Here is a 21,523-nt window from a genome sequence, read left to right as displayed (position 1 = left end):
ACCGTCAGTAGACAGGAGACCCCCTCGTGACCGTCGTCGGGCCTTTCGGGCTGAGCGTGCGGGACCAGGCTCTCGAAGCCGATGTCCAGGCCGGATTGGCTGCTGTCGAGGAGGGCTTGCTCGACGCCACCAAGAGCGAGGTGCCCTTCATCACGGAGGCCGCCCAGCATTTGGTGCGGGCCGGTGGCAAGCGGTTCCGTCCGCTGCTGGCGCTGCTGGCCGCCCAGTTCGGCGACCCGGACGCGCCCGGCATCGTGCCCGCCGCGGTCGTGGTCGAGCTGACCCACCTGGCGACGCTGTACCACGACGACGTCATGGACGAGGCGGACGTCCGCCGCGGGGTGCCCAGCGCCAACAGCCGTTGGGACAACTCGGTGGCCGTCCTCACCGGCGACTTCCTGTTCGCCCGCGCCTCCCACATCCTCGCCGACCTGGGCCCCGAGGCGGTCCGCATCCAGGCGGAGGCGTTCGAACGGCTGGTCACCGGGCAGATCCTGGAGACCGCCGGCCCCCGCGACGGGCGCGACCCGGTGGCGCACTACCTCGACGTGATCGGCGGCAAGACGGGCTCCCTCATCGCCGTGGCCGGCCGGTTCGGCGCGATGATGTCCGGCGCCGACGACCGGATCGTGGACGTGCTGACCCAGTACGGCGAGCGGCTCGGCGTCGCCTTCCAGCTCGCCGACGACGTCCTGGACATCGCCTCGGACTCGCACGAGTCGGGCAAGACCCCGGGCACCGACCTGCGCGAGGGCATCCCCACCCTGCCGGTGCTGCGGTTGCACGAGCAGGCCCGACTCCTCGGCGCGGAGGAGGACAAGGCCCTGTGCGAGCTGCTGGCCTCGGACCTCAGCGACGACGACCGCCACCGCGAGGCGCTCACCCGGCTGCGGGCCCACCCCGCGCTGGAGCAGGCCCGCCGGGACACCGTGCGGTACGCCGAGGACGCCCGGGCCGTCCTGGAGCCGCTGCCGGAGTGCGACGCCAAGGCGGCGCTCGTGCAACTATGCGACGCCGTGGTGCACCGCGCCGGCTGACCGGTCGGCCGAGGGGGAGGCGGCCCCGCCGGACGGGGGTGCGTCCCCTACGGGTGGGCGGACCCCGTACGCCCCGACGTCATACCCGGGCAGTACGCCAAGTTGCCCCCGAGGTCTGACGTTCGAAGCCCACGGGTTTGGTGTCATGGAAGCAGACCACTCCTGAGCACCACGGGGGACAATGGCGGCGCGGGGTGGGACCCATCAGGGGCACGGAAGGTCGCCGCCGACCACGGAGGTAGGGGAACACATGGCACCGTACGAATCCGACCAGACTCCCGGCACGGGCGCCGTCGAGGACGCACGGCCCGCGCCGAAGCGCGGGGCTCGCCGCCGGGCGGCCCGCTACGCCGTTCCGGTGACGGTGGTGGGGGTGGCGGCGGCGACCATCGGCCTCGTCCCGGCGCTCGCCGACTCCGGCGACCCCGACCTGCCGAAGATCAGCGCGGAACGGCTCATCGAGAAGATCGCCGCGTCCGACACCGAGCGGCTGTCCGGCACGGTGAAGATCAGCACCGACCTCGGCCTGCCGGACCTCGGGGGCGCGCTGGGTTCCTTCGCCCCCGACGCCGGGGAGGGCGGCGACAGCGCCGACCCGCAGGCCAAGCTGATGGAACTGGCCTCGGGCACCCACACCCTGCGCGTCGCGGTGGACGGCCCCGAGCGCGCCAAGGTCTCCGTGCTGGGCGAGGGTTCCGAGTACAGCCTCATCCGCAACGGCGGCGAGGTCTGGGCCTACGACAGCGGCTCCAACCAGGTCTACCACGCCGAGGGCGGCGAGGCGCACGCCCGCGGCAAGCAGGCGCCGAAGGCCGAGGAGCACGCCCCCACCACCCCGGGCGAGTTCGCCGACGAGGTGCTGAAGGCCGCCGGCGACACCACCTCGGTCACGGTCGACGGCAGCACCCGGGTCGCCGGACGGGACGCGTACAAGCTCGTCGTGAAGCCGAAGCAGTCGGGCTCCACGGTCGGTTCGGTGCAGCTCGCGGTGGACGCGGAGAACGGCGTCCCGCTGAAGTTCACCCTGGTGCCCGCCGCGGGCGGCAGCGCCGTCGTGGACGTCAGCTTCACCAAGATCGACTTCGCCCGGCCCGACGCGTCGACCTTCGCCTTCACCCCGCCCAAGGGCGCCGAGGTCACCGAGGCCGACGAACTGACCGCCGAGCACGGCAAGGACGGCTCCGCGGCCGGTGGCCCGGGCCTGCTCGACGGCCTCGGACTGCCCGGGGTCGACGAGGCCGCCCGCGCGGACGGCGGCGAGGTGAAGACCTTCGGCGAGGGCTGGAGCACCATCGCCCGCATCGGCACCCCCGGCGGCGGCGCGGCGGCCTCGGAGAAGGACGCGAAGGGCGCCGGCGGCCCGGTCGACGCCCAGGACTTCCTCGACTCCCTCGGCGACCAGGTCTCGGGCTCCTTCGGCTCCGGCACGGTGTTCTCCACCCGCCTGGTGAACGCGCTGATGACCGACGACGGCACGGTGTACGTCGGCGCCGTGACCAAGGACGCCCTGGTCAAGGCAGCCGAGAGCGACCGGTAGTCCCACCCGGACACCGGACGGGCGTTCGCCGGGGGGCGGGTGCGGGGCCACGCGGCCCCGCACCCGCCCCCCGGTCAGGGGCAGCACGGACGGAAGGCGGAGACGGATGGAACGCGCGGTGATCGAGACCCGCGGACTGACCAAGCGGTACCGGGGCGGGCAACGTGCCGTCGACCGGCTCGACCTGAGCGTGCCCGCCGGCACCGTCTTCGGTTTCCTCGGCCCCAACGGCTCCGGCAAGACCACCACCATCCGCATGCTGATGGGCCTGATCGAACCCACCGAGGGGTCCGCGCACCTGCTCGGCCTCCCCATGCCCCGCGCCGCCCGCACCGTGCTGCCCCAGGTCGGCGCCCTCATCGAGGGCCCCGCCCCGTACGGCTTCCTCACCGGTCGGGACAACCTGCTGCGCTACGACTCCGCCGACCCCACGGCCGACCCCCGCACCCGCCGGGCCCGGGTCGACGAGGCCCTGGACCGGGTCGGCCTCACCGCGGCGGCCGGCAAACGGGCCCGGGCCTACAGCCTGGGCATGAAGCAGCGCCTGGGGCTCGCGGCCACCCTGCTGCGGCCCCGCCGCCTGCTGGTGCTGGACGAGCCGACCAACGGCCTCGACCCGCAGGGCATGCGGGAGATCCGCACCCTGGTGCGGGAACTCGCCGCGGACGGCACCACGGTCTTCCTCTCCTCGCACCTCCTCGACGAGATCGAGCAGGTGTGCACCCACGCCGCGGTGATGGCCCGCGGCCGGCTGATCACCCAGGGCCCGGTCGCCGACCTCGCCGCCAACGCCCGCGGCCGACTCCTCGTCACCACCCCCGACCCGGCGGACGCGGCACGCGTCCTGAAGGAACGGGGCCTGACCGACATCACCGTCGACGGCGACCGGGTCGCCGCCGACCCGCCCGCGGGCGACCTCGCCGAGGTGACGGCGGCCCTGGTGACGGCGGGGGTGCGGGTCCGCGGCCTCGGGGTGGAACGGGGATCGTTGGAGGACGCCTTCGTGGCGCTCACCGGGGAGGGGTTCGATGTCGCTCGATGAGGTGGTCGACCCCGGGCGCGGCCCGACGACCCCGCGCCCACCGCGGTGGACCTGGACGTTCGGACTGTTCCGGTCCGAGCTGCTGACCACGCTGTGGCGGTGGCGGACCCTGGCCCTGCTGGGCGTGCTCGCCGCGGTGCCGGTACTGATCGGGATCGCCGTCCGGATCGAGACCGGCGGCGGGGGCGGCGCGGGCGGCGGCTCGGGGGAGGCCGGGCCCGCCTTCCTCGCCCAGGTCACCAACAACGGTCTGTTCCTGGTGTTCGCCGGGCTCGCCGCCACCCTCCCGTTCTTCCTCCCGATGGCCGTCGGGGTGGTAGCCGGGGACGCCGTCGCGGGCGAGGCCAGCGCGGGAACGCTGCGCTACCTGCTGGTGGCCCCGGCCGGCCGCAGCCGACTCCTGGCCGTCAAGTACGCCACGGTGACGGCGTTCTGCCTGCTGGCGACGGTGGTGGTGGCCCTCTCCGGGCTCCTCGTCGGCGCCCTGCTCTTCCCGCTCGGCGAACTCACCACCATCTCCGGCACCCGGATCACCTTCGCCGAGGGGCTGCTCCGGGCCCTGCTCGTCGCCCTGGTCGTGGCCGCGTCCCTGCTGGGCGTGGCAGCACTCGGACTCTTCGTCTCCACCCTCACCGGCAGCGGGATCGCCGCGATGGCGACCACCGTGGGGCTGCTGATCACCGTGCAGATCGTGGACCAGATCCCCCAGCTGGACGCCGTCCACCCCTATCTGTTCTCGCACCACTGGCTGTCCTTCGCCGATGTGATGCGCGAACCGGTCCACTGGGACGACATCCTGCGCAACCTGGGACTCCAGGCCCTCTACGCCGCCGTGTTCGGCTCGGCGGCCTGGGCCAGGTTCACCACCAAGGACGTCACGAGCTGAGCGCCCCGCTTCTTGCTCAGGGCCGGAGGTCCTTCACCATGACGGCGAACAGTGGCGAGTCGGCGAAGGGTTGTTGTTCGCCGACCTTCTGGTAGCCCCAGGTCTGGTACAGGTCCTGCACCTTCGGGTGGGTCACGTCGACCAGGAGCACGGACAGGCCCTCGGCGCGATCGCTCAACAGCGCCTCGTGCAGTCGTTGTGCGATGCCCTTCTTGCGCCAGCGCGGACGCACCATGATCTCGGAGACCGCGTACGTCGCGGTGTGCTCGTCGCTCGGTTCGAACGCCGTGGACCTCCACCACTCGCGGCCGGGCGGGAGCGGTGCGCCGTAGGCGAACCCCGTCGGCTCCCCTTCCTCGAAGGCGACCACGCAGGTGAACCCGTTGTTCGCGGTCCAGCGGTCGACGAACCACGGGAACCTGCGGTTGAACTCGTCGTCCATGGCGGTGGCGTAGGCATCGGCGTGCACATCGATCAGCAGGTCGCGAAAGCCGTCCGGAAGGCTTCCGTGGTGGTAATGACGCAGGTCGGTCGGTTCGGTCATCCTTGACTCCATTCCTTCTGCCTGTGGGTCAGCCCGGTCGCGTGCGCACGTCGGTTTGCTCGGGATCGCCCTGTCGGTCCTCGGGGACCACTTGCATGTGGGCAGATGCGCGGGCACCGAGCTTGTCGAGGGCATTCCCCAGGTGCCGCACGCCCACTCCGGATGCTCCAGTTCCCGGTGCCATACCGGCCGATTGGGGGCGCGGCGAGGGCGCGTGGTTTCCGCTGGGGTGGCTCGCTCAGAAGTCGTAAGGGTCTTCGGTCGCGATGGATTCGATCTGCTCAAGGGTGTCCCGCAGGCTGCTTGGAGCCCCAGGGGTCGCCTTGCCCCGACCGGCCACCTTCGTGAGGATCTCCAAAGTGATCACGGATGACATCTCGTTCACCGCGGGCACCAGGTTCCTCGCCTCCACCTCTGCCGTCTGCCAGGACCTCACGCGGAGCAGGCTGTCCAGCAGACGCACTGCCGCGACGCTCCGGTAGCCGACCTGGGAACCCTCCTGGTGATGCATCGCGCGTTCCAGAACAGGGATGGCGGCATGCAGGTCTCCGGTCTCGTGGAGGGATCGTCCCTGCTGCCTGTCGATCTCCTGGTCGGACACCCACCAGACCCAGGGGGGCTCGCTGTCCGGCCCGTTGTCCAGCAGGAGAGAACGGGCCCGGCCGAAGGAGCGAGCCGCTTCCCGATGGTGTCCCGTCCCTGCCAGCCCCTGACCTTCCCGAGCTCTGAACATGGCCTCCACCCGAGGACTCATCCGCTCCCGCTCGATCACCGATTGCGCGATGGCGAGCTCCTCACGAGGACGCCCGGACCAGCCCGCCAGCATGCCCATGTTCTGAAGCGTGATGAGTTCCGTTGACCGGTCACAGGCGAGCTTGGCGAGGAGGAGAGCCTCCTGGTTGAACCTTCGAGAGGCGTTGAACTTGCCCTCATTGAAGAGCGCCCATCCTGCAATCTCGGCCAACTCAGCCGCAGCAGACTGGATTTCGTGCTCCGCCTTGCGGTCGTAATCCCCGTTGCCCAGACGGCGGTGGACCTTCTTGAAGGAGCGTGCGGCGATTTCTGCGATGGGTAGGCCGTTCAACTCGTTGTCCAGCATGATCAGCTGCTGTGACATCTGGCGAATGGCGCACGCGAACCCGTCGCCGCGCTCCCGGTCAACGGTAGGAAGGTCGACTGAGATGTCAGGCGCCAACAGGTCGTCCAACTCTTCGAGTTCGACATGCAGCAGCTTGGCCAGGAGTGGCCGCTGATGTGGGTGAGGATCGCCCACCCCGCGTTCCCAGCGCTGCACTGTTGTGCGATCCACTTGCAGGGCTTCGGCCAGGGCTTCTTGTGAGTATCCGCACGCCTTCCGACGCTGCGCGAACCGCTTCCGCTTGCCTGCCATGGCCGCACCTTCGCTTGGCTGCCGTCGTCCCTGAACAGGGTAGTCCGTGCAGCGAAAACGCAGCTTTGACGCCGTAGTTCTGCCGTGTTGGTTCCGATGGCAACCGGGGAACCTGGTTCGCCTCGGATGCAGTTCAGACCCTCGCGTCATGAGGGCCTGAACGGTTTGTGGTGCGGAGCCGGGAAGTGGTTTCCCGGGACGACAACAAGCCCGTTCGCCGGTGGGAGCGCCGATCGAGGCCGCTGTGCGTGAGCGGTCCGCAGGCGCATGTGTCTTCATCCCCCGCATATCCAGACAGGCATTCGAAGAGTGATTCGAGTATATGCGTGGCCGTTATGGGGCGTGCGACAAGTGGACGGGAGCGGGAGCGGTATGAGCGGCGGGCTTCGGGTGGGTGAACTGGCTTATGACACGCACAGGCGTGTGGTGGGCGTGGTGATGGATGACGTGCGGGGGTGGTACTTCCTGCGTCCGCCGGGTGGTGGTGTGGAGTGGGAGGTGCCGTACGGGGAGGTGCGGTCTGTTCGGGGGGCTGACCGGGAGGGGCCGGCGGTGGCCGTGGGGAACGTGCGGGGTCGTCGGGGTGGGGTGTGGGGGTGAGGCGGCGGTTTCGTCATCTGGTGTGGACGCTCAGGGTCGTGGAGTGCAGGGGGTGGGTGCACATCCAGTGTGTGTCGGGGAGTCCGCGGTGTGGGGAGGTTCCGCCGGGTCGGCCGGGGTCCCGCAGTCCGGAGGAGGCGTTGGGGTGGGCGGAGGAGCACTTCCGGGCCACGGGGCACCGGCGTTACGACCGGTTGTTGTTCGACACGGTGCAGTGGGACCCGCCTCGGGACGTCGACCCCCGTGCCCTTCCCGGGGTGACCACATGAGCCGCCGACGTACCCGCGCAGGCGCCGGCCCCCGAGCCAAGAGCCCCGACGCATCCCTCCGCTCGACCCTTCACCCTCTCTGGCAGGACGCATGACGCACCGAACCGACCGACTCGATCAACTCCGCAGTGCGTTGGACGTGTTGGAGGGCTGGCCCGGCAGCGATCACCAGCACCGCAAGGACATGCAGGCCCTGGCCGGTCGGGTGGTGCCGTTGGTGTGGGCGGAGTTGCGGGAGCGGGAGGTGTGGCACCGCATGGACGCGGCCGACCGGGCCGCCCTGTACTGGGCCCTGACCACCGGCCAGCGGATCAGCACCGGATGGGACCCCGCCCTCAGCGACTGGCGACCCCTGGTCACCGAACTCCGCCGCGAATGCGCCCACTTCGCCGTCCACTGCGCAGCGAAACACGCTCAGCGCTGGCCCGAGGCGGACGGCCGCGCCGACGAGCACACCGAGGCCGTACAAGCCCTCCTCTGGTACCGCTCCCTCCACCCCGCCTGGCGCCCCGAAGTCTTCCGCACCCTCACCCACGCCCACCTCACCACCGAACACGACCCCGACCACCACCCACCCACCACCTGGGACGCCCTCCACCACGTCCAACAACGCGCCCTCGACGAAGACAAACCCCGCGCCACCAACCACCGCGCCACCGGCGACGCCAACGACGTCGCCGAACTCCTCGACACCCTCCCCGACGGCTGGCAGACCGAAGCCATCCGCCGCATGTCCACCGGCCACACCCCCGGCCACGCCGTCACCACCGCAACCGAAGCCATCAACGCCCTCCCCCGCTTCGGCGTCCCCCTCCGCCCCCTCCCACCACCCTGACCCCCCACGACCCCGACAACCAGGACGCCCCGGGGGACCGCTGCAACGGTCCACCGGGGCTCGCCGAACCAGCTGATCTAGGAGCTGACCGACGTATGCGTGATCGTATCGCCCGTGCACTCGTACGGGTGCTCACCCACCTCACGTTGACCCGCCGCACCCAACCCGGCCGCCACACCACCCACCACCTCACCACCCGGCCCGCCACCGCCACCGTTCCCGCTCCGACCGCAACCCCGGCACGGCCATGGGCCAAACCCTGGCCCGGCCCCAGCTCCGCCGAAGCCCGCGCCGTCTTCCACGCCCCCGAGGCCCGCCACCTCAGCCCCGAGGACCGCGAGCACTACTACGCCACCGCCTGGGCCCGACGCGGTTACGCCTACCCCCGCCACCCCTCCACGTCCGGGGCGGACGCATGACCCGCGACGCCCTCACCACCACCCCACCCACCCCCTCCGGAACCCACTGCTGCACCTGCGGACGCTGGACCACCGCCCCCGTCGTCATCGGCTACACCAGCGCCCGCGACACCGGGTTCACCACCCACCACGCCTGCCCCCACCACCTGACCGCCCCCGGCCCGTGCACCGCCGACCACGGCAGCGCCACCTGAAGGTCCGCAGCCCAGTTGCGCGTCACCCGAGGTGGAAGGTGCCCGCCCCGGCCACCCGGACCGCCACCGGGTCCCCGGGCCGCACCGTGAGGGGACCGGACACCCGCACGGTGACGGTGTCCGTGCCCGGGACGTCGACCAGGACCAGCGCGTCGTGGCCGTGGAACCGGATTTCGGTGACCCGGCCGGTCGGAGGGGCTGGGGCGTCGGGGTCGGCCCCGTCGGCGGGGGCCAGTCGGAGTTGCTCGGGGCGCAGCACCACGGTGCCCGTGCCCGTCCCTCCGTCCGGGGCGGGGGTGACGTCGACGGGGCCGAGTGCGGTCACGGCCCGGCCGGGGTGCCGGTCGTCGCGGGTGGCCGGTAGGCGTACCGCCTCGCCGACGAAGGAGGCGACCCAGGGGTCGGCGGGCCGGGCGTAGACCTCTTCGGGGGGTGCGCACTGCACGACCTTGCCGGCCCGCACCACGGCGACCAGGTCGGCGCTGGACAGGGCCTCCTCCTGGTCGTGGGTGACCAGCAGGGCGGTGGCGCCGCTGGCCCGGAGGGCGGCCCGGACCTCGGAGCGCAGGCCGGCGCGGAGTCCGCTGTCCAGGGCGTTGAAGGGTTCGTCGAGCAGGACCAGCGCGGGGCGGGGCGCGAGGGCTCGGGCCAGGGCTATCCGCTGCTGTTGGCCGCCGGAGAGTTCGTGCGGCATCCGCTCGCCGAGGTCGCCGAGTCCGACGAGGTCCAGCATCTCGGCGGTGCGGGAGCGGCGTTCGGCGCGGGGGAGGCCGCGGAGGCCGAAGGCGATGTTGCGGGCCACGCTGAGGTGCGGGAACAGCGCGCCCTCCTGGGCCACGATCCCAACGCCGCGGCGCTCCGGGGCCACCTGGACGCCGGGGCCGCTGACCGTCCTTCCACCGACCGCGACCGTGCCGGCGTCGGGGGTCAGGAAGCCGGCGACGACCCGCAGCAGGGTCGTCTTGCCGCAGCCGGAGGGGCCGAGCAGGGCGGCGACCTCGCCCTCGGGGACGGTGAGGTCGAGTCCGTCGAGCACCCGGTCGCCGCGCCCGTAGGAGGTGGTCAGCGAGGTGATGTCGAGGCCGGTCATGAGCGTCTTCCGAGGAGGTAGGAGGGGACGGCGGCGAGCAGCACGATGGCCGCGGCGTAGGGGGCGGCGCCGGCGAAGGCGCCCGCGCCGGTCTCGGTCCACAGCCGGGTGGCGAGGGTGTCCGCGCCGGTCGGGCGCAGCAACAGGGTCGCCGGCAGCTCCTTCATGATCACGACGAAGGTGAGGGCGGCGCCCGCCGCGACGCCGGGGGCCGCGAGGGGCACCGTGACCTCGCGCAGCACCCCGATCGGGCCGCGCCCCAGGGAGCGGGCCACGTCCTCCAGCACGGGCGGCGACTGGAGCACCGCGGCGCGGGCGGCGCCCACGGCGACCGGGAGGAACAGCACCACGTAGGCGACGATCAGGAGCGGGTACTCCTGGTACAGGGGGTAGGCGTAGCGGACGGCGAAGAACACCAGGGCGAGGCCCACGGTGATGCCCGGGACGGCGTGCCCCGCGTACACGGACTGTTCGAGGAGCCGGGCGAGCCGTCCCCGGTGGCGGGCGGAGAGCACGCCGACCGGCAGCGCCAGCAGGGTGGTGACCAGGGCGCCCACGGCGGCGACGGTGAGGGTGGTGAGGGTCGCGGACCAGAACTTCGCGCCGTCGAAGCCGGAGTTGCCGACGGTGAGCCAGTAGCCGAGGGTCAGCAGCGGGAAGGCGACGGAGGCGGCGGCGACGGCGGTGCACCAGGCCAGCGCGGGCCCGGTCCAGGCGCCCAGGCGCAGTCGGACCGGCGGGCGGGCGCTGCCCCGTCCGGTGCGGGCGTGCCCGGCCCGGCCGCGGGTGCGGTGTTCGGCGGCCACCAGCAGCACGGTCATGGCGACCAGCACGCAGCCGAGGACGGCGGCCGGGGTGCGGTCGAAGCTGGCCTGGTAGGAGGTGTGGATGGCGCGGGTGAAGGTGTCGTACCGGGTGATCGACACCGAGCCGAAGTCGGAGAGCACGTACAGCGCCACCAGGATCGCGCCGCCGGCCGCGGCGGGCCGCAGCTGCGGCAGGGTGACGGTGCGGAAGGCCCGCCACGCCCCGCTGCCCAGGGAGCGGGCGGCCTCCTCCTGCGCCGGGTCGATGCCGCGCAGCACCGCGGCCACCGGCAGGTACACGTACGGGAAGCAGGCGAAGGTGAGGGTGACGCAGGCGCCGGCGAGTCCGGCGAGGGAGGGGGCCGCGGAGATCCAGGTGAAGGCGGCGACGTAGCTGGGGACGGCCAGCGGCAGGGTGGCGAGCACCCCGAACGCCTTGCGGCCGGGCAGGTCGGTGCGGACGGTGAGCCAGGCCAGCGAGATGCCGAGCACCAGGGAGGCGCTGACCACGATCGCGGTGAGTCCCAGGCTGCGGCCGAGGAGTTCGAGGGTGCGCTGTTCGAGGGCGATGTCGAGGGCGAAGCCGGTGCCCCGTTCCAGGGCCCGTACGCCGAGGTAACCGAGCGGCAGCAGGGCGATCACCGCGGCGGCGGCGGCCGGCAGCAGGAGCACCAACGGTGGGGTGCGCCGTCCGGCGCGGGGACGCGGGAAACCGCCCCGGCGCGCACGCGGGCTGTCGCCCGTGCGCGCCGGAGCGGCGGTGACCCGGTCCTGCTCGGTCACTCGGTTCTTCACGCCGGTACCCGGTGGTCCGTCCGTGTCCGCGGGCTCAGACCAGCCCGGCTTCCTTCAGCATCTCCAGGGTCTGCTGGAGGGAGTCCAGCTTGCCCAGGTCGATCTCGGGGGCGTCCAGGGAGTCCAGCGGGGGGAGGTCCTTGACGGCGGAGGCCACGCCGGAGGCCAACGGGTACTCCTTGGTCTGCTCGGCGAAGTAGGTCTGGGCCTCGTCGGAGAGCAGGTAGTCGACGGCCTTGACCGCGGCGGCGTCCTGGCCGCCGTCCTTGAGGACGCCGACGCCGGCGGCGTTGATCAGCGCGCCCGGGTCGCCGCCCGGCAGGAAGTGGATCTTCGCCTTCAGCTTGTCGGCGCCGACCTCGGCGGCCTTCTCGTACCAGTAGTAGTGGTTGATCAGGCCGAGGCTGACCTCGCCGGAGTCGACGGCGTCCAGGATCGCGCCGTTCTTGGCGTACTGCTTGGCACCGTTGGCCTTGAGGCCCTTGAGCCACTTCAGGGTGGCCTCGTCGCCCTCCAGGACGCGCATGCCGGTGACGAACGCCTGGAACGAGGCGTTGGTGGGCGCGTAGCCGACCTTGCCCTTCCACTCGGGCTCGACCAGGTCGTGGACGCTGTCGGGGGCCTTGTCGGCCTGCTCCGGGTTGTAGGCGATGACGCGGGAGCGGCCGGAGACGCCGACCCAGTCGCCCTCCGAGCCGCGGAACGCCTTGTCGACCTTCTCCAGCGACTTCTGCGGCAGGTCGGCGAGGAGGCCGGCCTGGGAGAGCGCGCCGAGGGCGCCCGCGTCCTGGGAGAAGAAGAGGCCGGCCTTGGTGCGCTCGCCCTCTTCGAGGATCTGCGCGGCCAGCTCGGCGCTGTCGCCGTAGCGGACCTCGACCTCGGTGCCGGTGGCCTTCTCCAGCTTCTCGATGATCGGGGAGATCAGCTCTTCGTTGCGGCCGGAGTAGATGACGAGCTGGTCCGTGGACTGCGCGGTGGTCGCACCGTCCTTCTTGGCGTCCTTGGCGTCGCCGTTCTTGTCACCGTCGTTCGAGCCGCAGGCCGCGAGGGCGGGCAGCAGCAGCGCGGACAGGGCGAGGGCGGTGGTGCGACGGACGGGCGGGCGACGACGACGCATGAGGGGCCTCCTGGGCTGGACCCGGGGGCCGCGCACATTCGGCCATCGGGGTGTTCTCGGACGACCCCATGCATATGGTCAGGCTTGCCTTACTGTCAATTCTGGCCACTATCTGAGCAAGATCAGCCACTCTGCGGGCGGTGTGGCGCACCGCAGCCCGGGGTGGACGGGGCCCGGGCCCCGGGCGGTGGTGCGGACCGGGCGGAGATCAGGACGAGAGCGTCCACACCGCGTGGGCGAAGGCGTCGCCGTTGCGGTCGAGGGCGGTGGCCGACACGTTCGCGAGGGTGTCGCAGGACCGGTGGTAGCAGCGGTCGAACGCCTGGCCCGCGGTGCCGCCCCACTTCGCCGCCTGGGCGGTCGACTTGGTGCTCCCGGCGCCCGTGAAGAGTCCGCCGACCGGGATGCCGACGTTCTTGAACGGGGCGTGGTCCGAGCGGCCGTCGCCCTCGGTCTCGGGTTCGGTGGGGACGGCGAGGGCGGCGAAGTAGTCCTTGAAGGTCCGCTCGATGGTCGGATCGTCGTCGTAGACGAAGTAGCCGGGGTTGGGGGAGCCCACCATGTCGAGGTTCAGGTACCCCTTGACGGCCGCCCGGTCCGCGGCCGTCAGCCCGTTCACGTAGTGGCGCGAGCCGACCAGCCCCGACTCCTCGGCGCCCCACCAGGCGAACCGCAGGTGCTTGGTCGGTCGGTACTGGGCGCGGGCCACCGCGAGCGCGGTCTCCAGCACGGCCGCCGAGCCCGTGCCGTTGTCGTTGATGCCGGGCCCGGAGGCGACGCTGTCCAGGTGGGCGCCGGCCATGAGCACCTGGTTCGGGTCGCCGCCCGGCCAGTCGGCGATCAGGTTGTAGCCGGTGCGCCCGCCGGAGGTGAAGCTCCGGACGGAGGTGGTGTAGCCGGCGGAGTCCAGCTTCGCCTTGACGTAGTCGAGCGAGGCCCGGTAACCGGGCCGGCCGTGCGCCCGGTTGCCGCCGTTGGCCGTGGCTATGGACTGGAACTGGCTGAGATGGGTCTGGACGTTGGCCAGCGGCAGGTCGGGGGGAGCCGCGACCGCGGGGGAGGCGGCGCTGGCCCCGGTGACCAGGCCGCTGGTGACCAGGGTGGCCCCGGCGACCAGGGCGGCGGTCAGGGCGCGGCGGGAGCGGTGGGGGTGCGGGAACGGCATGAGGGGCTCCGGTTCCGTGGGGGACGTGAGCCCGATGGTCAGCGGAACGGGGGATTCCCTCAAGGGCGTTATTCGGACATCGGTGTTCGACTATCGGTGAAGTGTCCGATAGTCGAACCCGTGCGAAGGGGGAGGGGGTGGACGACCCGTCAGTGCAGACAGAACTCGTTGCCCTCGGGATCAGCCATGACCACCCAGCCACCTGCGGGTTCCGTGACCCGCCGGTCGACGGATGCGCCCAGTCCGGTCAGTCGGGCGACCTCCGCCTCCCGGTCCCCGTCTGAGGTGTGCACGTCGATATGGAGCCGGTTCTTGCCGGTCTTCGGCTCCGGGACCCGCTGGAAGAGCACCCGGCGCCCGAGCCCGGTGCCGCTCTCGGCGTCGTACGGGTCCTCCGGGTGGCGCACCGCCACCAGATCGCGCCAGGTGCGGCGCCCCCAGGCCGTGACGGTCTGCTCCTCGCCGACCGCGCCGAAGCCCAACAGTCGGGTGATGAGCGCGTCGTTGTCCTCGATCTCGTAGCCGAGCGCGGCGGCCCAGAAGGCGGCTTGTGCGTGCGGGTCGGTCGCGTCGACGACCAGTTTCCAGTGCAGGGGGCGTGGGCTCTTCGTCATGTAACTAGTTATAGTGGTTACATGACGGAGACGGCAAGCGCGGCAGCACGGCAGGTCACCCCCGGGGCGGGCACGGGGCCCCCGGACGGGATCCCGCGGGCCGGGATCAGGTTCGACGGGCAACGCCCGCGCCGGGGTGCGGGCTTCACGCTCCACGGTCGCGACGGCGCAGCCTTCCACTTCGACCCCGGTGCGCTCTGCCTGGAGTTGGTGCTCACCGGCGGCCCCGGCCGGCTGGCCCGCTTCGAGTCCCTGCACCACCCCGAAGACCTCGTCCGTTGGGCGGCGCTCAGCCGCCTCCCGGACGGGCTCGACCTCGCCGTCACCCCCGAGGACCTGCCCGCCGCCCGGAGCCTGCGCAACGCCCTGTACGTCCTCGCCGCCGACCGGGCCCACGGTCGCCCGTGGGACCCGGCCCACCTGGCGACCGTCAACGCGGCGGCCGGGAACGCCCCCCTCGGGGTGCGCTTCACCCCCGCCGGCGAACGCGCCTGGGTGCCCGGAGCCACCGTGTCCCAGTTGCTGTCGACGGTCGCCCGGGACGCCGTCGACCTGTTCACCGGCCCCCACGCCCACCGCGTCCGGGAGTGCGCGCCCGAGGACTGCGCCCTGCTGTTCGTGGACACCTCGCGGCCGGGCCGCCGCCGCTGGTGCTCGATGGAACGCTGCGGGAACCGCCACAAGGTCCGCGCCCACCGGGCGCGCGCCGCTGCCCCGGAGACGGCCGGCTGAACCCGGCGGGCCGTCAGCCGCCGCCGTCCGGCCCCCGGTTCACTCCCCGTCGCGCGCCGCGGCCCGCTCGTCGTACGCCTCGCGGGCCGCGGCCACCTCGTGACGGTTCGCCTCGGTCCACTCCACCAGCGCGTGCACCGTCTCGTGCAGGGTGCGGCCCAGCGAGGTCAACGCGTACTCCACCCGCGGCGGCACCACCGGGTACACCGTGCGGAGCACCAGCCCGTCCCGCTCCAACTGGCGCAGCGTCACCGTCAACATCCGCTGACTGATCCCGTCGATCTCCCGCCGCAACTGGGTGAACCGCATGGTGCGGCCGTCGAGCAGGGCGATGACCAGCAGCGACCACTTGTCCGCGATCCGGTCGAGGATCTGCCGCACCTCGCAGTCCTCGCGGGTGTCCCACTGGAAGGGATCGGCGTCGGGGCAGGCGCAGACGGCGGGCGCGGACGGGCAGGCCGCCCCGTCGCGGCCGTGTCCCCCGAGGTCGAGCACGACCGGGGGCCGCCCCTCGGCGGCGACCTCGACCCGTGCGCCGTCCACGGTGCCTTCGGAGTAACCGGGTGACTTCATAGTGCCTTCTTCCCTGGGGTCTTGAGGATGCCGCACCATCGAGACGGTTACAAGAGGGAACCGACCCTCGATCCGGTAACCCCCCAGGCCGTGCCCCGCCGGGCGCGGCACCACGACTGCCGAAGGAGTGCCACGGTGGGCACGGACAGCACCTCCCGGATGACCGGACGGGCCAGAGCACTGCTGCTGGTCCTGTGCGGCACGATCTTCCTGGAAGGCGCGGACGTGGCGATGCTCGGCGTGGCCGTTCCCGGCATCCGCGCCGACCTCGACCTGGGCACCGGCACGGCCGCCTGGGTGATGAGCGGCTACGTCCTCGGCTACGCCGGATTCACCCTGCTCGGCGGGCGGGCCGCCGACCTGCTGGGCCGCCGCCGGATGTTCCTGTCCTGGCTCGGCGTCTTCCTCGTCTTCTCCGGCCTCGGCGGATTCGCCACCGAAGGCACCACCCTGGTCGCGGCCCGGTTCGCGACCGGAGTGGCCGCCGCCTTCATGACCCCCGCGGCCCTCTCCCTGATCACCACCTCCTTCGCCGAGGGACCCGAGCGCACCAAGGCGCTGATGGTGTTCGCCGGCGCCGGCGCCGCCGGCTTCTCCCTCGGACTGGTGATCGGAGGTCTGCTCACGGCGCTCGGCTGGCGATGGGTGTTCTTCGCGCCGGTGCTGTTCGCGGCGGTGCTGTGGGCCGCCGCGGTCCGTCTGGTGCCCGCCGACCCGCCCCGGTCGGCCGCGGACGGCCGCTCCTTCGACGTGCCCGGAGCGGTCACCGCCGCCGGCGCGATGCTGCTCACCGCCTACGGCGTGGTCCGGCTGGAGCACGGCTTCGAGGGGTGGCCGACCACGGTGGGGGTGCTGGTCGCGGGCGTCCTGCTCACCCTGGTGTTCCTCCGGGTCGAGCGGCGGGCCGCCCGTCCGCTGGTCCGACTGGCGATCCTGCGCCGCTCGGCGATGGTCCGCGCGGACCTGGGGGCCGCCCTCTTCGTCGGCGCCTTCTTCGGCTTCCAGTTCGTGCTCACCCTGTACTTCCAGGAGGTGCGCGGCTGGTCCCCGATCCAGACCGCGTTCGCGCTGATCGCGATGGGCCTGGACGCCGTCCTCGCGCCGACGCTCACCCCGCACCTGGTGCGGCGGTTCGGCACCGCTCGGGTGGCCGCGGTCGGCTTCGCCCTCGCGGCCCTCGGGTACGGGCTGGTGCTGCCGCTCGGGGCCGACTGGCCCTACCTCGCGCTGTTCCCGACGCTGCTGCTCGCCGGCATCGCCTTCGCACTGGTCTACGGCCCGCTGACGGTGACGGCCACCGAGGGGGTCGACGCCTCGGAACAGGGCCTGGCCGGCGGGCTGTTCACCACGGCCGTCCAGTTCGGCTCGGCCATCGGCATCGCGGTGGTCACGGCGGTGTACGGGATCGTCGCGGAGGGCGGCGCCACCCGCGTCGAGGCGTTCCGCTGGGCGCTGACCGTGCCCTTCGCCATGGCCGCGGCGGGCCTGGTCCTCGCCCTGTACGGGGTGCACCGGGGCCGGCGGCACGCGGTCACCGTGGCGACCCGCCTGTCGGCCGCCCGGGAACCCAGCCGGGCGTGAGGGGCCGGCTCAGCCGAGGGCGAGCCGGCGGCGGGCCCGGCGGGCGGTCCGTACCGCGTCCCAGGTGAGGAGCGAGAGGGCCGCCCAGACCAGGCCGAAGCCGATCCAGCGCTCCAGCGGCATCTCCTCGCGGAAGTACAGCACCCCCAGCAGGAACTGGAAGGTGGGCGCCAGGTACTGGAGCAGCCCCAGGGTGGACAGCGGCACCCGGATCGCCGCCGCGCCGAAGCACACCAGCGGTACCGCGGTCACCACTCCGGTGGCCGCGAGCAGGGCCGCGTGCCCCGCCCCCTCGGTGGTGAAGGTGCCGTCGCCCCGGACGCCCCACCACACCAGGAAGCCCAGGGCGGGCAGGAAGAGCACGGTCGTCTCCGCGGCCAGCGACTCCAGCCCGCCCAGCCCCGTCTTCTTCTTCACCAGGCCGTACACCGCGAACGAGAAGGCCAGGCAGAGCGAGATCCACGGCGGCCGACCGTAGCCCAGGGCGAGCACCACGACCGCGGCGGCACCGGTCCAGACGGCGACCCACTGCCAGGGCCGCAGCCGCTCCTTCAGCAGCAGCACCCCGATCGCGATGGTGACCAGCGGGTTGATGAAGTAGCCGAGGGACGCCTCCAGCACCTGCCCGTTGTTGACGGCCCAGATGTACACGCCCCAGTTGACGGTGATCAGGGCCGCCGCGAGCGTGATCAGCGCCAGTTGGCGGGGGTCCCGCAGCAGGGTCCGGGTCCACCCCCACCGGCGGACCACCAGCAGCGCGAGGGCGACCAGGACCAGGGACCAGACCATCCGGTGCGCCAGGATCTCCACCGAGCCGGCCGGCTTGAGCAACGGCCAGAACAGCGGGACCAGCCCCCACATCGCGTACGAGGCGATCCCGTTGAGCAGCCCGAACCGGTGCTCCCGACCGGAGGGGCCGTCCGGTCCGGGGGCGTCCCGTCCGGGGCCGGTCGGGGCCGGTGCGGGACGGCCGGTGGGGGGCGGGGCGGGCACACCGCCCAGGGGGTGCGCTGCCGTCGCCGCTGCCGCCGTGGGCTCCCCTTCGTGCGCCGACAAGGGTCCTCCTCGTGACCGGTCGCACCCGCACGGCGCGAATCCTCCGACGGTAGACCCGACCTCCCCGGACTGTCATGTCCCTACCACGATGCGGTACGGGGCCGGTGAGGGAAGAAGGGCCCGGTGTCCGAAACGTGTCAGCTCACGTTCCGGACCCCGGGCCCTTCGTACGGGGGAGACGGTCAGCCGACGACCGTCCAGGTGTCGCCTCCGGCGAGCAGCGAACCCAGGTCGCCCTTGCCGTACTGGTCCACCGCGGCGTCGAGCTGGTCGGCCATCAGGGTGTCGTAGACGGGCCGGTCGACGGAGCGGAAGACGCCGATGGGGGTGTGGTGCAGGGTGTCCGGATCGGCGAGCCGGGAGAGGGCGAAGGCCGTGGTGGGCGAGGAGCCGTGCGCATCGTGGACGAGCACGCTGCTCTGGTTCTCCTCCGTGACCTCCACCACCTCCAGGTCCCCGGTGACCGGGTTGCGGACGACGCCCTTGGCGCCGTCGACGCCGAAGCGGATGGGCTGGCCGTGCTCCAGGCGGATGACGGCTTCCTGGGCCTGCTCGCGGTCCTTGAGGACCTCGAACGCGCCGTCGTTGAAGATGTTGCAGTTCTGGTAGATCTCCACCAGCGCCGTGCCCGGATGGGCCGCCGCCTGACGGAGCACGCTGGTGAGGTGCTGCCGGTCGGAGTCCACGGTCCGCGCGACGAAGCTGGCCTCCGCGCCGATGGCCAGCGACACCGGGTTGAAGGGGGCGTCGAGGGAACCCAGCGGCGAGGACTTGGTGATCTTGCCGACCTCGGAGGTGGGGGAGTACTGCCCCTTGGTCAGGCCGTAGATGCGGTTGTTGAAGAGCAGGATCTTCAGGTTGACGTTGCGGCGCAGCGCGTGGATCAGGTGGTTGCCGCCGATGGAGAGCGCGTCGCCGTCACCGGTGACGACCCAGACGCTCAGGTCGCGGCGGGAGGTGGCCAGACCGGTGGCGATGGCCGGGGCCCGACCGTGGATGGAGTGCATCCCGTAGGTGTTCATGTAGTACGGGAAGCGGGAGGAGCAGCCGATGCCGGAGACGAAGACGACGTTCTCCTTGGCGAGGCCCAGCTCCGGCATGAAGCCCTGGACCGCGGCGAGGACGGCGTAGTCCCCGCAACCGGGGCACCAGCGGACCTCCTGATCGGACTTGAAGTCCTTCATCGACTGCTTGGCGGTCGCCTTGGGCACCAGGGACAGCGCCGGCAGGCCCGCGGGGGCGGCGTCGGTGGTGGGGTTAGCCATCGATGGTCTCCTTGAGGACCGTGGCGAGCTGTTCCGCCTTGAACGGCAGACCGGTGACCTGGGTGTACGACCGGGCGTCCACCAGGTACGCGGCGCGGATGAGGGCGGCGAGCTGACCGAGGTTCATCTCGGGGACCACGACCTTGTCGTAGCGCTTCAGCACCTCGCCCAGGTTGGCGGGGAAGGGGTTGAGGTGACGCAGGTGGGCCTGCGCGACCCGCTCGCCCGAGTTCCGCAGCCGGCGCACCGCGGCGGTGATCGGCCCGTACGTCGAGCCCCAGCCCAGCACCAGGAGCTCGGCCTCGCCGGAGGGGTCGTCGACCTCCAGGTCGGGGACGGTGATCCCGTCGACCTTGGCCTGACGGGTGCGCACCATGAAGTCGTGGTTGGCGGGGTCGTAGGAGATGTTGCCCGTGCCGTCCTGCTTCTCGATGCCCCCGATCCGGTGCTCCAGGCCCGGGGTGCCCGGGATCGCCCACGGGCGGGCCAGGGTCTCGGGGTCGCGCTTGTACGGCCAGAAGACCTCGGTGCCGTCGTCGAGGGTGTGGTTGGGGCCCTGGGCGTACTGGGTGCGCAGGTCGGGCAGTTCACCGGGCTCCGGGATGCGCCAGGGCTCGGAGCCGTTGGCGAGGTACCCGTCGGAGAGCAGGAACACCGGGGTGCGGTAGGTGAGCGCGATGCGCGCCGCCTCGATCGCCGCGTCGAAGCAGTCGCCCGGGGTCCGCGGGGCGACGATCGGCACCGGGGCCTCGCCGTTGCGGCCGTACATGGCCTGCAACAGGTCGGCCTGCTCGGTCTTGGTGGGCAGGCCCGTGGAGGGGCCGCCGCGCTGGATGTCCACGATCACCATCGGCAGCTCCAGCGACACCGCCAGGCCGATGGTCTCGCTCTTCAGCGCCACTCCGGGGCCCGAGGTGGTGGTCACCGCCAGCGAACCGCCGAAGGCGGCGCCCAGCGCCGCACCGATGCCGGCGATCTCGTCCTCGGCCTGGAAGGTGCGCACGCCGAAGTTCTTGTGCTTCGACAGCTCGTGCAGGATGTCGGAGGCCGGGGTGATGGGGTACGAGCCGAGGTACAGCGGCAGGTCCGCCTGCTGCCCGGCGGCGACCAGCCCCAGGGACAGGGCCAGGTTCCCGGAGATGTTGCGGTACGTGCCGGTGGGGAACGCCGTCGACGCCGGGGCCACCTCGTAGGAGACCGCGAAGTCCTCGGTGGTCTCGCCGAAGTTCCAGCCCGCGCGGAAGGCCGCGATGTTCGCCGCCGCGATCTCCGGCTTCTTCGCGAACTTGGCGGTGAGGAACTTCTCCGTGCCCTCGGTGGGCCGGTGGTACATCCACGACAGCAGGCCCAGCGCGAACATGTTCTTGCTGCGGCCGGCGTCCTTGCGCGACAGGTCGAAGCCCTTCAGCGCCTCGACCGTCAGCGTGGTCAGCGGCACCGGGTGGACGTGGAACCCGTCCAGCGACCCGTCCTCCAGCGGGGAGGTCTCGTAGCCGACCTTCTGCATCGCCCGTTTGGTGAACTCGTCCGTGTTCACGATGACCTCGGCGCCCCGCGGCAGGTCGGCCACGTTCGCCTTCAAGGCGGCCGGGTTCATCGCGACCAGCACGTTCGGCGCGTCACCCGGGGTCAGGATGTCGTGGTCGGCGAAGTGCAACTGGAACGAGGACACACCCGGCAGGGTCCCGGCGGGAGCACGGATCTCGGCGGGGAAGTTCGGCAGCGTCGACAGGTCGTTCCCGAACGACGCCGTCTCCGAGGTGAACCGGTCACCGGTGAGCTGCATGCCGTCACCCGAGTCACCCGCGAATCGAATGATCACTCGGTCCAGCTTGCGGACTTCCTTCTCACCGCCCGGCTCCGCGGTCGTCGGCGTACGCTGCTCGCCCACTTGCTCCACGACGGTCCCGTCGGCTGGCTCGGCTGGGCTACTGACCTGGCTGGTCACTGAACTGGACCTCCCTCGGCGCGGCTCT

The 21,523-nt window shown here is 72.1% G+C and carries 21 protein-coding genes; 10 read left to right on the top strand and 11 right to left on the bottom strand.

Annotated features, from left to right (window positions below; genetic code table 11):
• The first annotated feature begins 26 nt into the window (after positions 1–26).
• From ACSMX9_RS10615 to ACSMX9_RS10600, 4 genes are all read left to right on the top strand, one after another.
• Positions 27–1,037 carry a polyprenyl synthetase family protein gene (locus ACSMX9_RS10615; protein ID WP_445401869.1) on the top strand — a complete coding sequence of 337 codons (1,011 nt, stop codon included), beginning with the start codon at positions 27–29 and terminating at the stop codon, positions 1,035–1,037.
• Between the two features lie 250 nt (positions 1,038–1,287).
• Positions 1,288–2,574 (top strand): LolA family protein, encoded by a 1,287-nt coding sequence (locus ACSMX9_RS10610; protein WP_445401867.1) that lies wholly within the window; start codon positions 1,288–1,290, stop codon positions 2,572–2,574.
• A gap of 106 nt (positions 2,575–2,680) precedes the next feature.
• Positions 2,681–3,616, top strand: a complete 936-nt coding sequence (locus ACSMX9_RS10605; protein WP_445401865.1) for an ABC transporter ATP-binding protein — start codon at positions 2,681–2,683, stop codon at positions 3,614–3,616.
• Positions 3,603–4,502 carry an ABC transporter permease gene (locus ACSMX9_RS10600; RefSeq protein ID WP_445401863.1) on the top strand — a complete coding sequence of 300 codons (900 nt, stop codon included), beginning with the start codon at positions 3,603–3,605 and terminating at the stop codon, positions 4,500–4,502. The genes ACSMX9_RS10605 and ACSMX9_RS10600 overlap by 14 nt, the downstream gene beginning before the upstream one ends.
• A 16-nt stretch (positions 4,503–4,518) precedes the next feature.
• On the opposite strand, the gene ACSMX9_RS10595 is transcribed toward ACSMX9_RS10600, so the two are convergent.
• Together ACSMX9_RS10595 and ACSMX9_RS10590 are read right to left on the bottom strand one after the other, a co-directional pair.
• The gene (locus tag ACSMX9_RS10595; protein ID WP_351248328.1) at positions 4,519–5,046 is read right to left on the bottom strand and encodes a GNAT family N-acetyltransferase; all 528 of its coding nucleotides are present in this window, start codon (positions 5,044–5,046) and stop codon (positions 4,519–4,521) included.
• Between the two features lie 238 nt (positions 5,047–5,284).
• A complete protein-coding gene (locus tag ACSMX9_RS10590; protein WP_445401861.1) occupies positions 5,285–6,436 on the bottom strand; it encodes a helix-turn-helix transcriptional regulator in 1,152 nt (383 codons plus the stop codon).
• A gap of 590 nt (positions 6,437–7,026) precedes the next feature.
• On the opposite strand from ACSMX9_RS10590, the gene ACSMX9_RS10585 reads away from it, so the two are divergent.
• The 4 genes from ACSMX9_RS10585 to ACSMX9_RS10570 all read left to right on the top strand — a co-directional run bounded on the left by ACSMX9_RS10585 (position 7,027) and on the right by ACSMX9_RS10570 (position 8,753).
• Positions 7,027–7,305, top strand: a complete 279-nt coding sequence (locus ACSMX9_RS10585; RefSeq protein WP_445401859.1) for a DUF7848 domain-containing protein — start codon at positions 7,027–7,029, stop codon at positions 7,303–7,305.
• Between the two features lie 91 nt (positions 7,306–7,396).
• The gene (locus tag ACSMX9_RS10580) at positions 7,397–8,140 is read left to right on the top strand and encodes a hypothetical protein (RefSeq protein ID WP_445401857.1); all 744 of its coding nucleotides are present in this window, start codon (positions 7,397–7,399) and stop codon (positions 8,138–8,140) included.
• A gap of 95 nt (positions 8,141–8,235) precedes the next feature.
• On the top strand, positions 8,236–8,559 hold the full coding sequence (locus ACSMX9_RS10575) for a hypothetical protein (RefSeq protein WP_445401855.1): 324 nt from the start codon (positions 8,236–8,238) through the stop codon (positions 8,557–8,559).
• The gene (locus ACSMX9_RS10570) at positions 8,556–8,753 is read left to right on the top strand and encodes a hypothetical protein (RefSeq protein ID WP_445401853.1); all 198 of its coding nucleotides are present in this window, start codon (positions 8,556–8,558) and stop codon (positions 8,751–8,753) included. The genes ACSMX9_RS10575 and ACSMX9_RS10570 overlap by 4 nt, the downstream gene beginning before the upstream one ends.
• A gap of 22 nt (positions 8,754–8,775) precedes the next feature.
• Here the strand turns inward: ACSMX9_RS10570 and ACSMX9_RS10565 are convergent, their stop codons facing one another.
• From ACSMX9_RS10565 to ACSMX9_RS10545, 5 genes are all read right to left on the bottom strand, one after another.
• The gene (locus tag ACSMX9_RS10565; protein ID WP_445401851.1) at positions 8,776–9,843 is read right to left on the bottom strand and encodes an ABC transporter ATP-binding protein; all 1,068 of its coding nucleotides are present in this window, start codon (positions 9,841–9,843) and stop codon (positions 8,776–8,778) included.
• A complete protein-coding gene (locus tag ACSMX9_RS10560) occupies positions 9,840–11,444 on the bottom strand; it encodes an ABC transporter permease (protein ID WP_445401849.1) in 1,605 nt (534 codons plus the stop codon). The genes ACSMX9_RS10565 and ACSMX9_RS10560 overlap by 4 nt, the downstream gene beginning before the upstream one ends.
• A 34-nt stretch (positions 11,445–11,478) precedes the next feature.
• Positions 11,479–12,561: an iron ABC transporter substrate-binding protein gene (locus ACSMX9_RS10555; RefSeq protein WP_445401847.1), complete on the bottom strand. Its 1,083-nt coding sequence runs from the start codon at positions 12,559–12,561 to the stop codon at positions 11,479–11,481.
• Between the two features lie 208 nt (positions 12,562–12,769).
• Positions 12,770–13,726 (bottom strand): M28 family metallopeptidase, encoded by a 957-nt coding sequence (locus ACSMX9_RS10550; protein ID WP_445401845.1) that lies wholly within the window; start codon positions 13,724–13,726, stop codon positions 12,770–12,772.
• Between the two features lie 149 nt (positions 13,727–13,875).
• Positions 13,876–14,340: a VOC family protein gene (locus ACSMX9_RS10545; protein ID WP_445401843.1), complete on the bottom strand. Its 465-nt coding sequence runs from the start codon at positions 14,338–14,340 to the stop codon at positions 13,876–13,878.
• A gap of 21 nt (positions 14,341–14,361) precedes the next feature.
• Between ACSMX9_RS10545 and ACSMX9_RS10540 the strand changes: the two genes are divergently transcribed.
• Positions 14,362–15,072 (top strand): CGNR zinc finger domain-containing protein, encoded by a 711-nt coding sequence (locus ACSMX9_RS10540; RefSeq protein ID WP_445401841.1) that lies wholly within the window; start codon positions 14,362–14,364, stop codon positions 15,070–15,072.
• Positions 15,073–15,111: 39 nt separating this feature from the next.
• On the opposite strand, the gene ACSMX9_RS10535 is transcribed toward ACSMX9_RS10540, so the two are convergent.
• Complete coding sequence (locus ACSMX9_RS10535) at positions 15,112–15,453, bottom strand: winged helix-turn-helix transcriptional regulator (RefSeq protein WP_445402951.1); 342 nt, start codon at positions 15,451–15,453, stop codon at positions 15,112–15,114.
• Positions 15,454–15,780: 327 nt separating this feature from the next.
• On the opposite strand from ACSMX9_RS10535, the gene ACSMX9_RS10530 reads away from it, so the two are divergent.
• The gene (locus tag ACSMX9_RS10530) at positions 15,781–17,226 is read left to right on the top strand and encodes an MFS transporter (RefSeq protein WP_445401839.1); all 1,446 of its coding nucleotides are present in this window, start codon (positions 15,781–15,783) and stop codon (positions 17,224–17,226) included.
• Between the two features lie 9 nt (positions 17,227–17,235).
• Here ACSMX9_RS10530 and rarD read toward each other — a convergent pair whose 3' ends face one another.
• The 3 genes from rarD to ACSMX9_RS10515 all read right to left on the bottom strand — a co-directional run bounded on the left by rarD (position 17,236) and on the right by ACSMX9_RS10515 (position 21,495).
• Positions 17,236–18,228 (bottom strand): EamA family transporter RarD, encoded by a 993-nt coding sequence (gene rarD, locus ACSMX9_RS10525; RefSeq protein WP_445402950.1) that lies wholly within the window; start codon positions 18,226–18,228, stop codon positions 17,236–17,238.
• A gap of 236 nt (positions 18,229–18,464) precedes the next feature.
• Positions 18,465–19,547: a 2-oxoacid:ferredoxin oxidoreductase subunit beta gene (locus tag ACSMX9_RS10520; RefSeq protein WP_445401837.1), complete on the bottom strand. Its 1,083-nt coding sequence runs from the start codon at positions 19,545–19,547 to the stop codon at positions 18,465–18,467.
• A complete protein-coding gene (locus tag ACSMX9_RS10515) occupies positions 19,540–21,495 on the bottom strand; it encodes a 2-oxoacid:acceptor oxidoreductase subunit alpha (RefSeq protein WP_445401835.1) in 1,956 nt (651 codons plus the stop codon). Before ACSMX9_RS10515 ends, ACSMX9_RS10520 begins: the two co-directional genes overlap by 8 nt.
• Between the last annotated feature and the right edge of the window lie 28 nt (positions 21,496–21,523).

The organism is Streptomyces sp. LE64, from assembly GCF_052606915.1.
The sequence above is the reverse complement of the archived record's forward strand: the minus strand, read 5'-3'. Positions and strand labels throughout refer to the sequence as shown.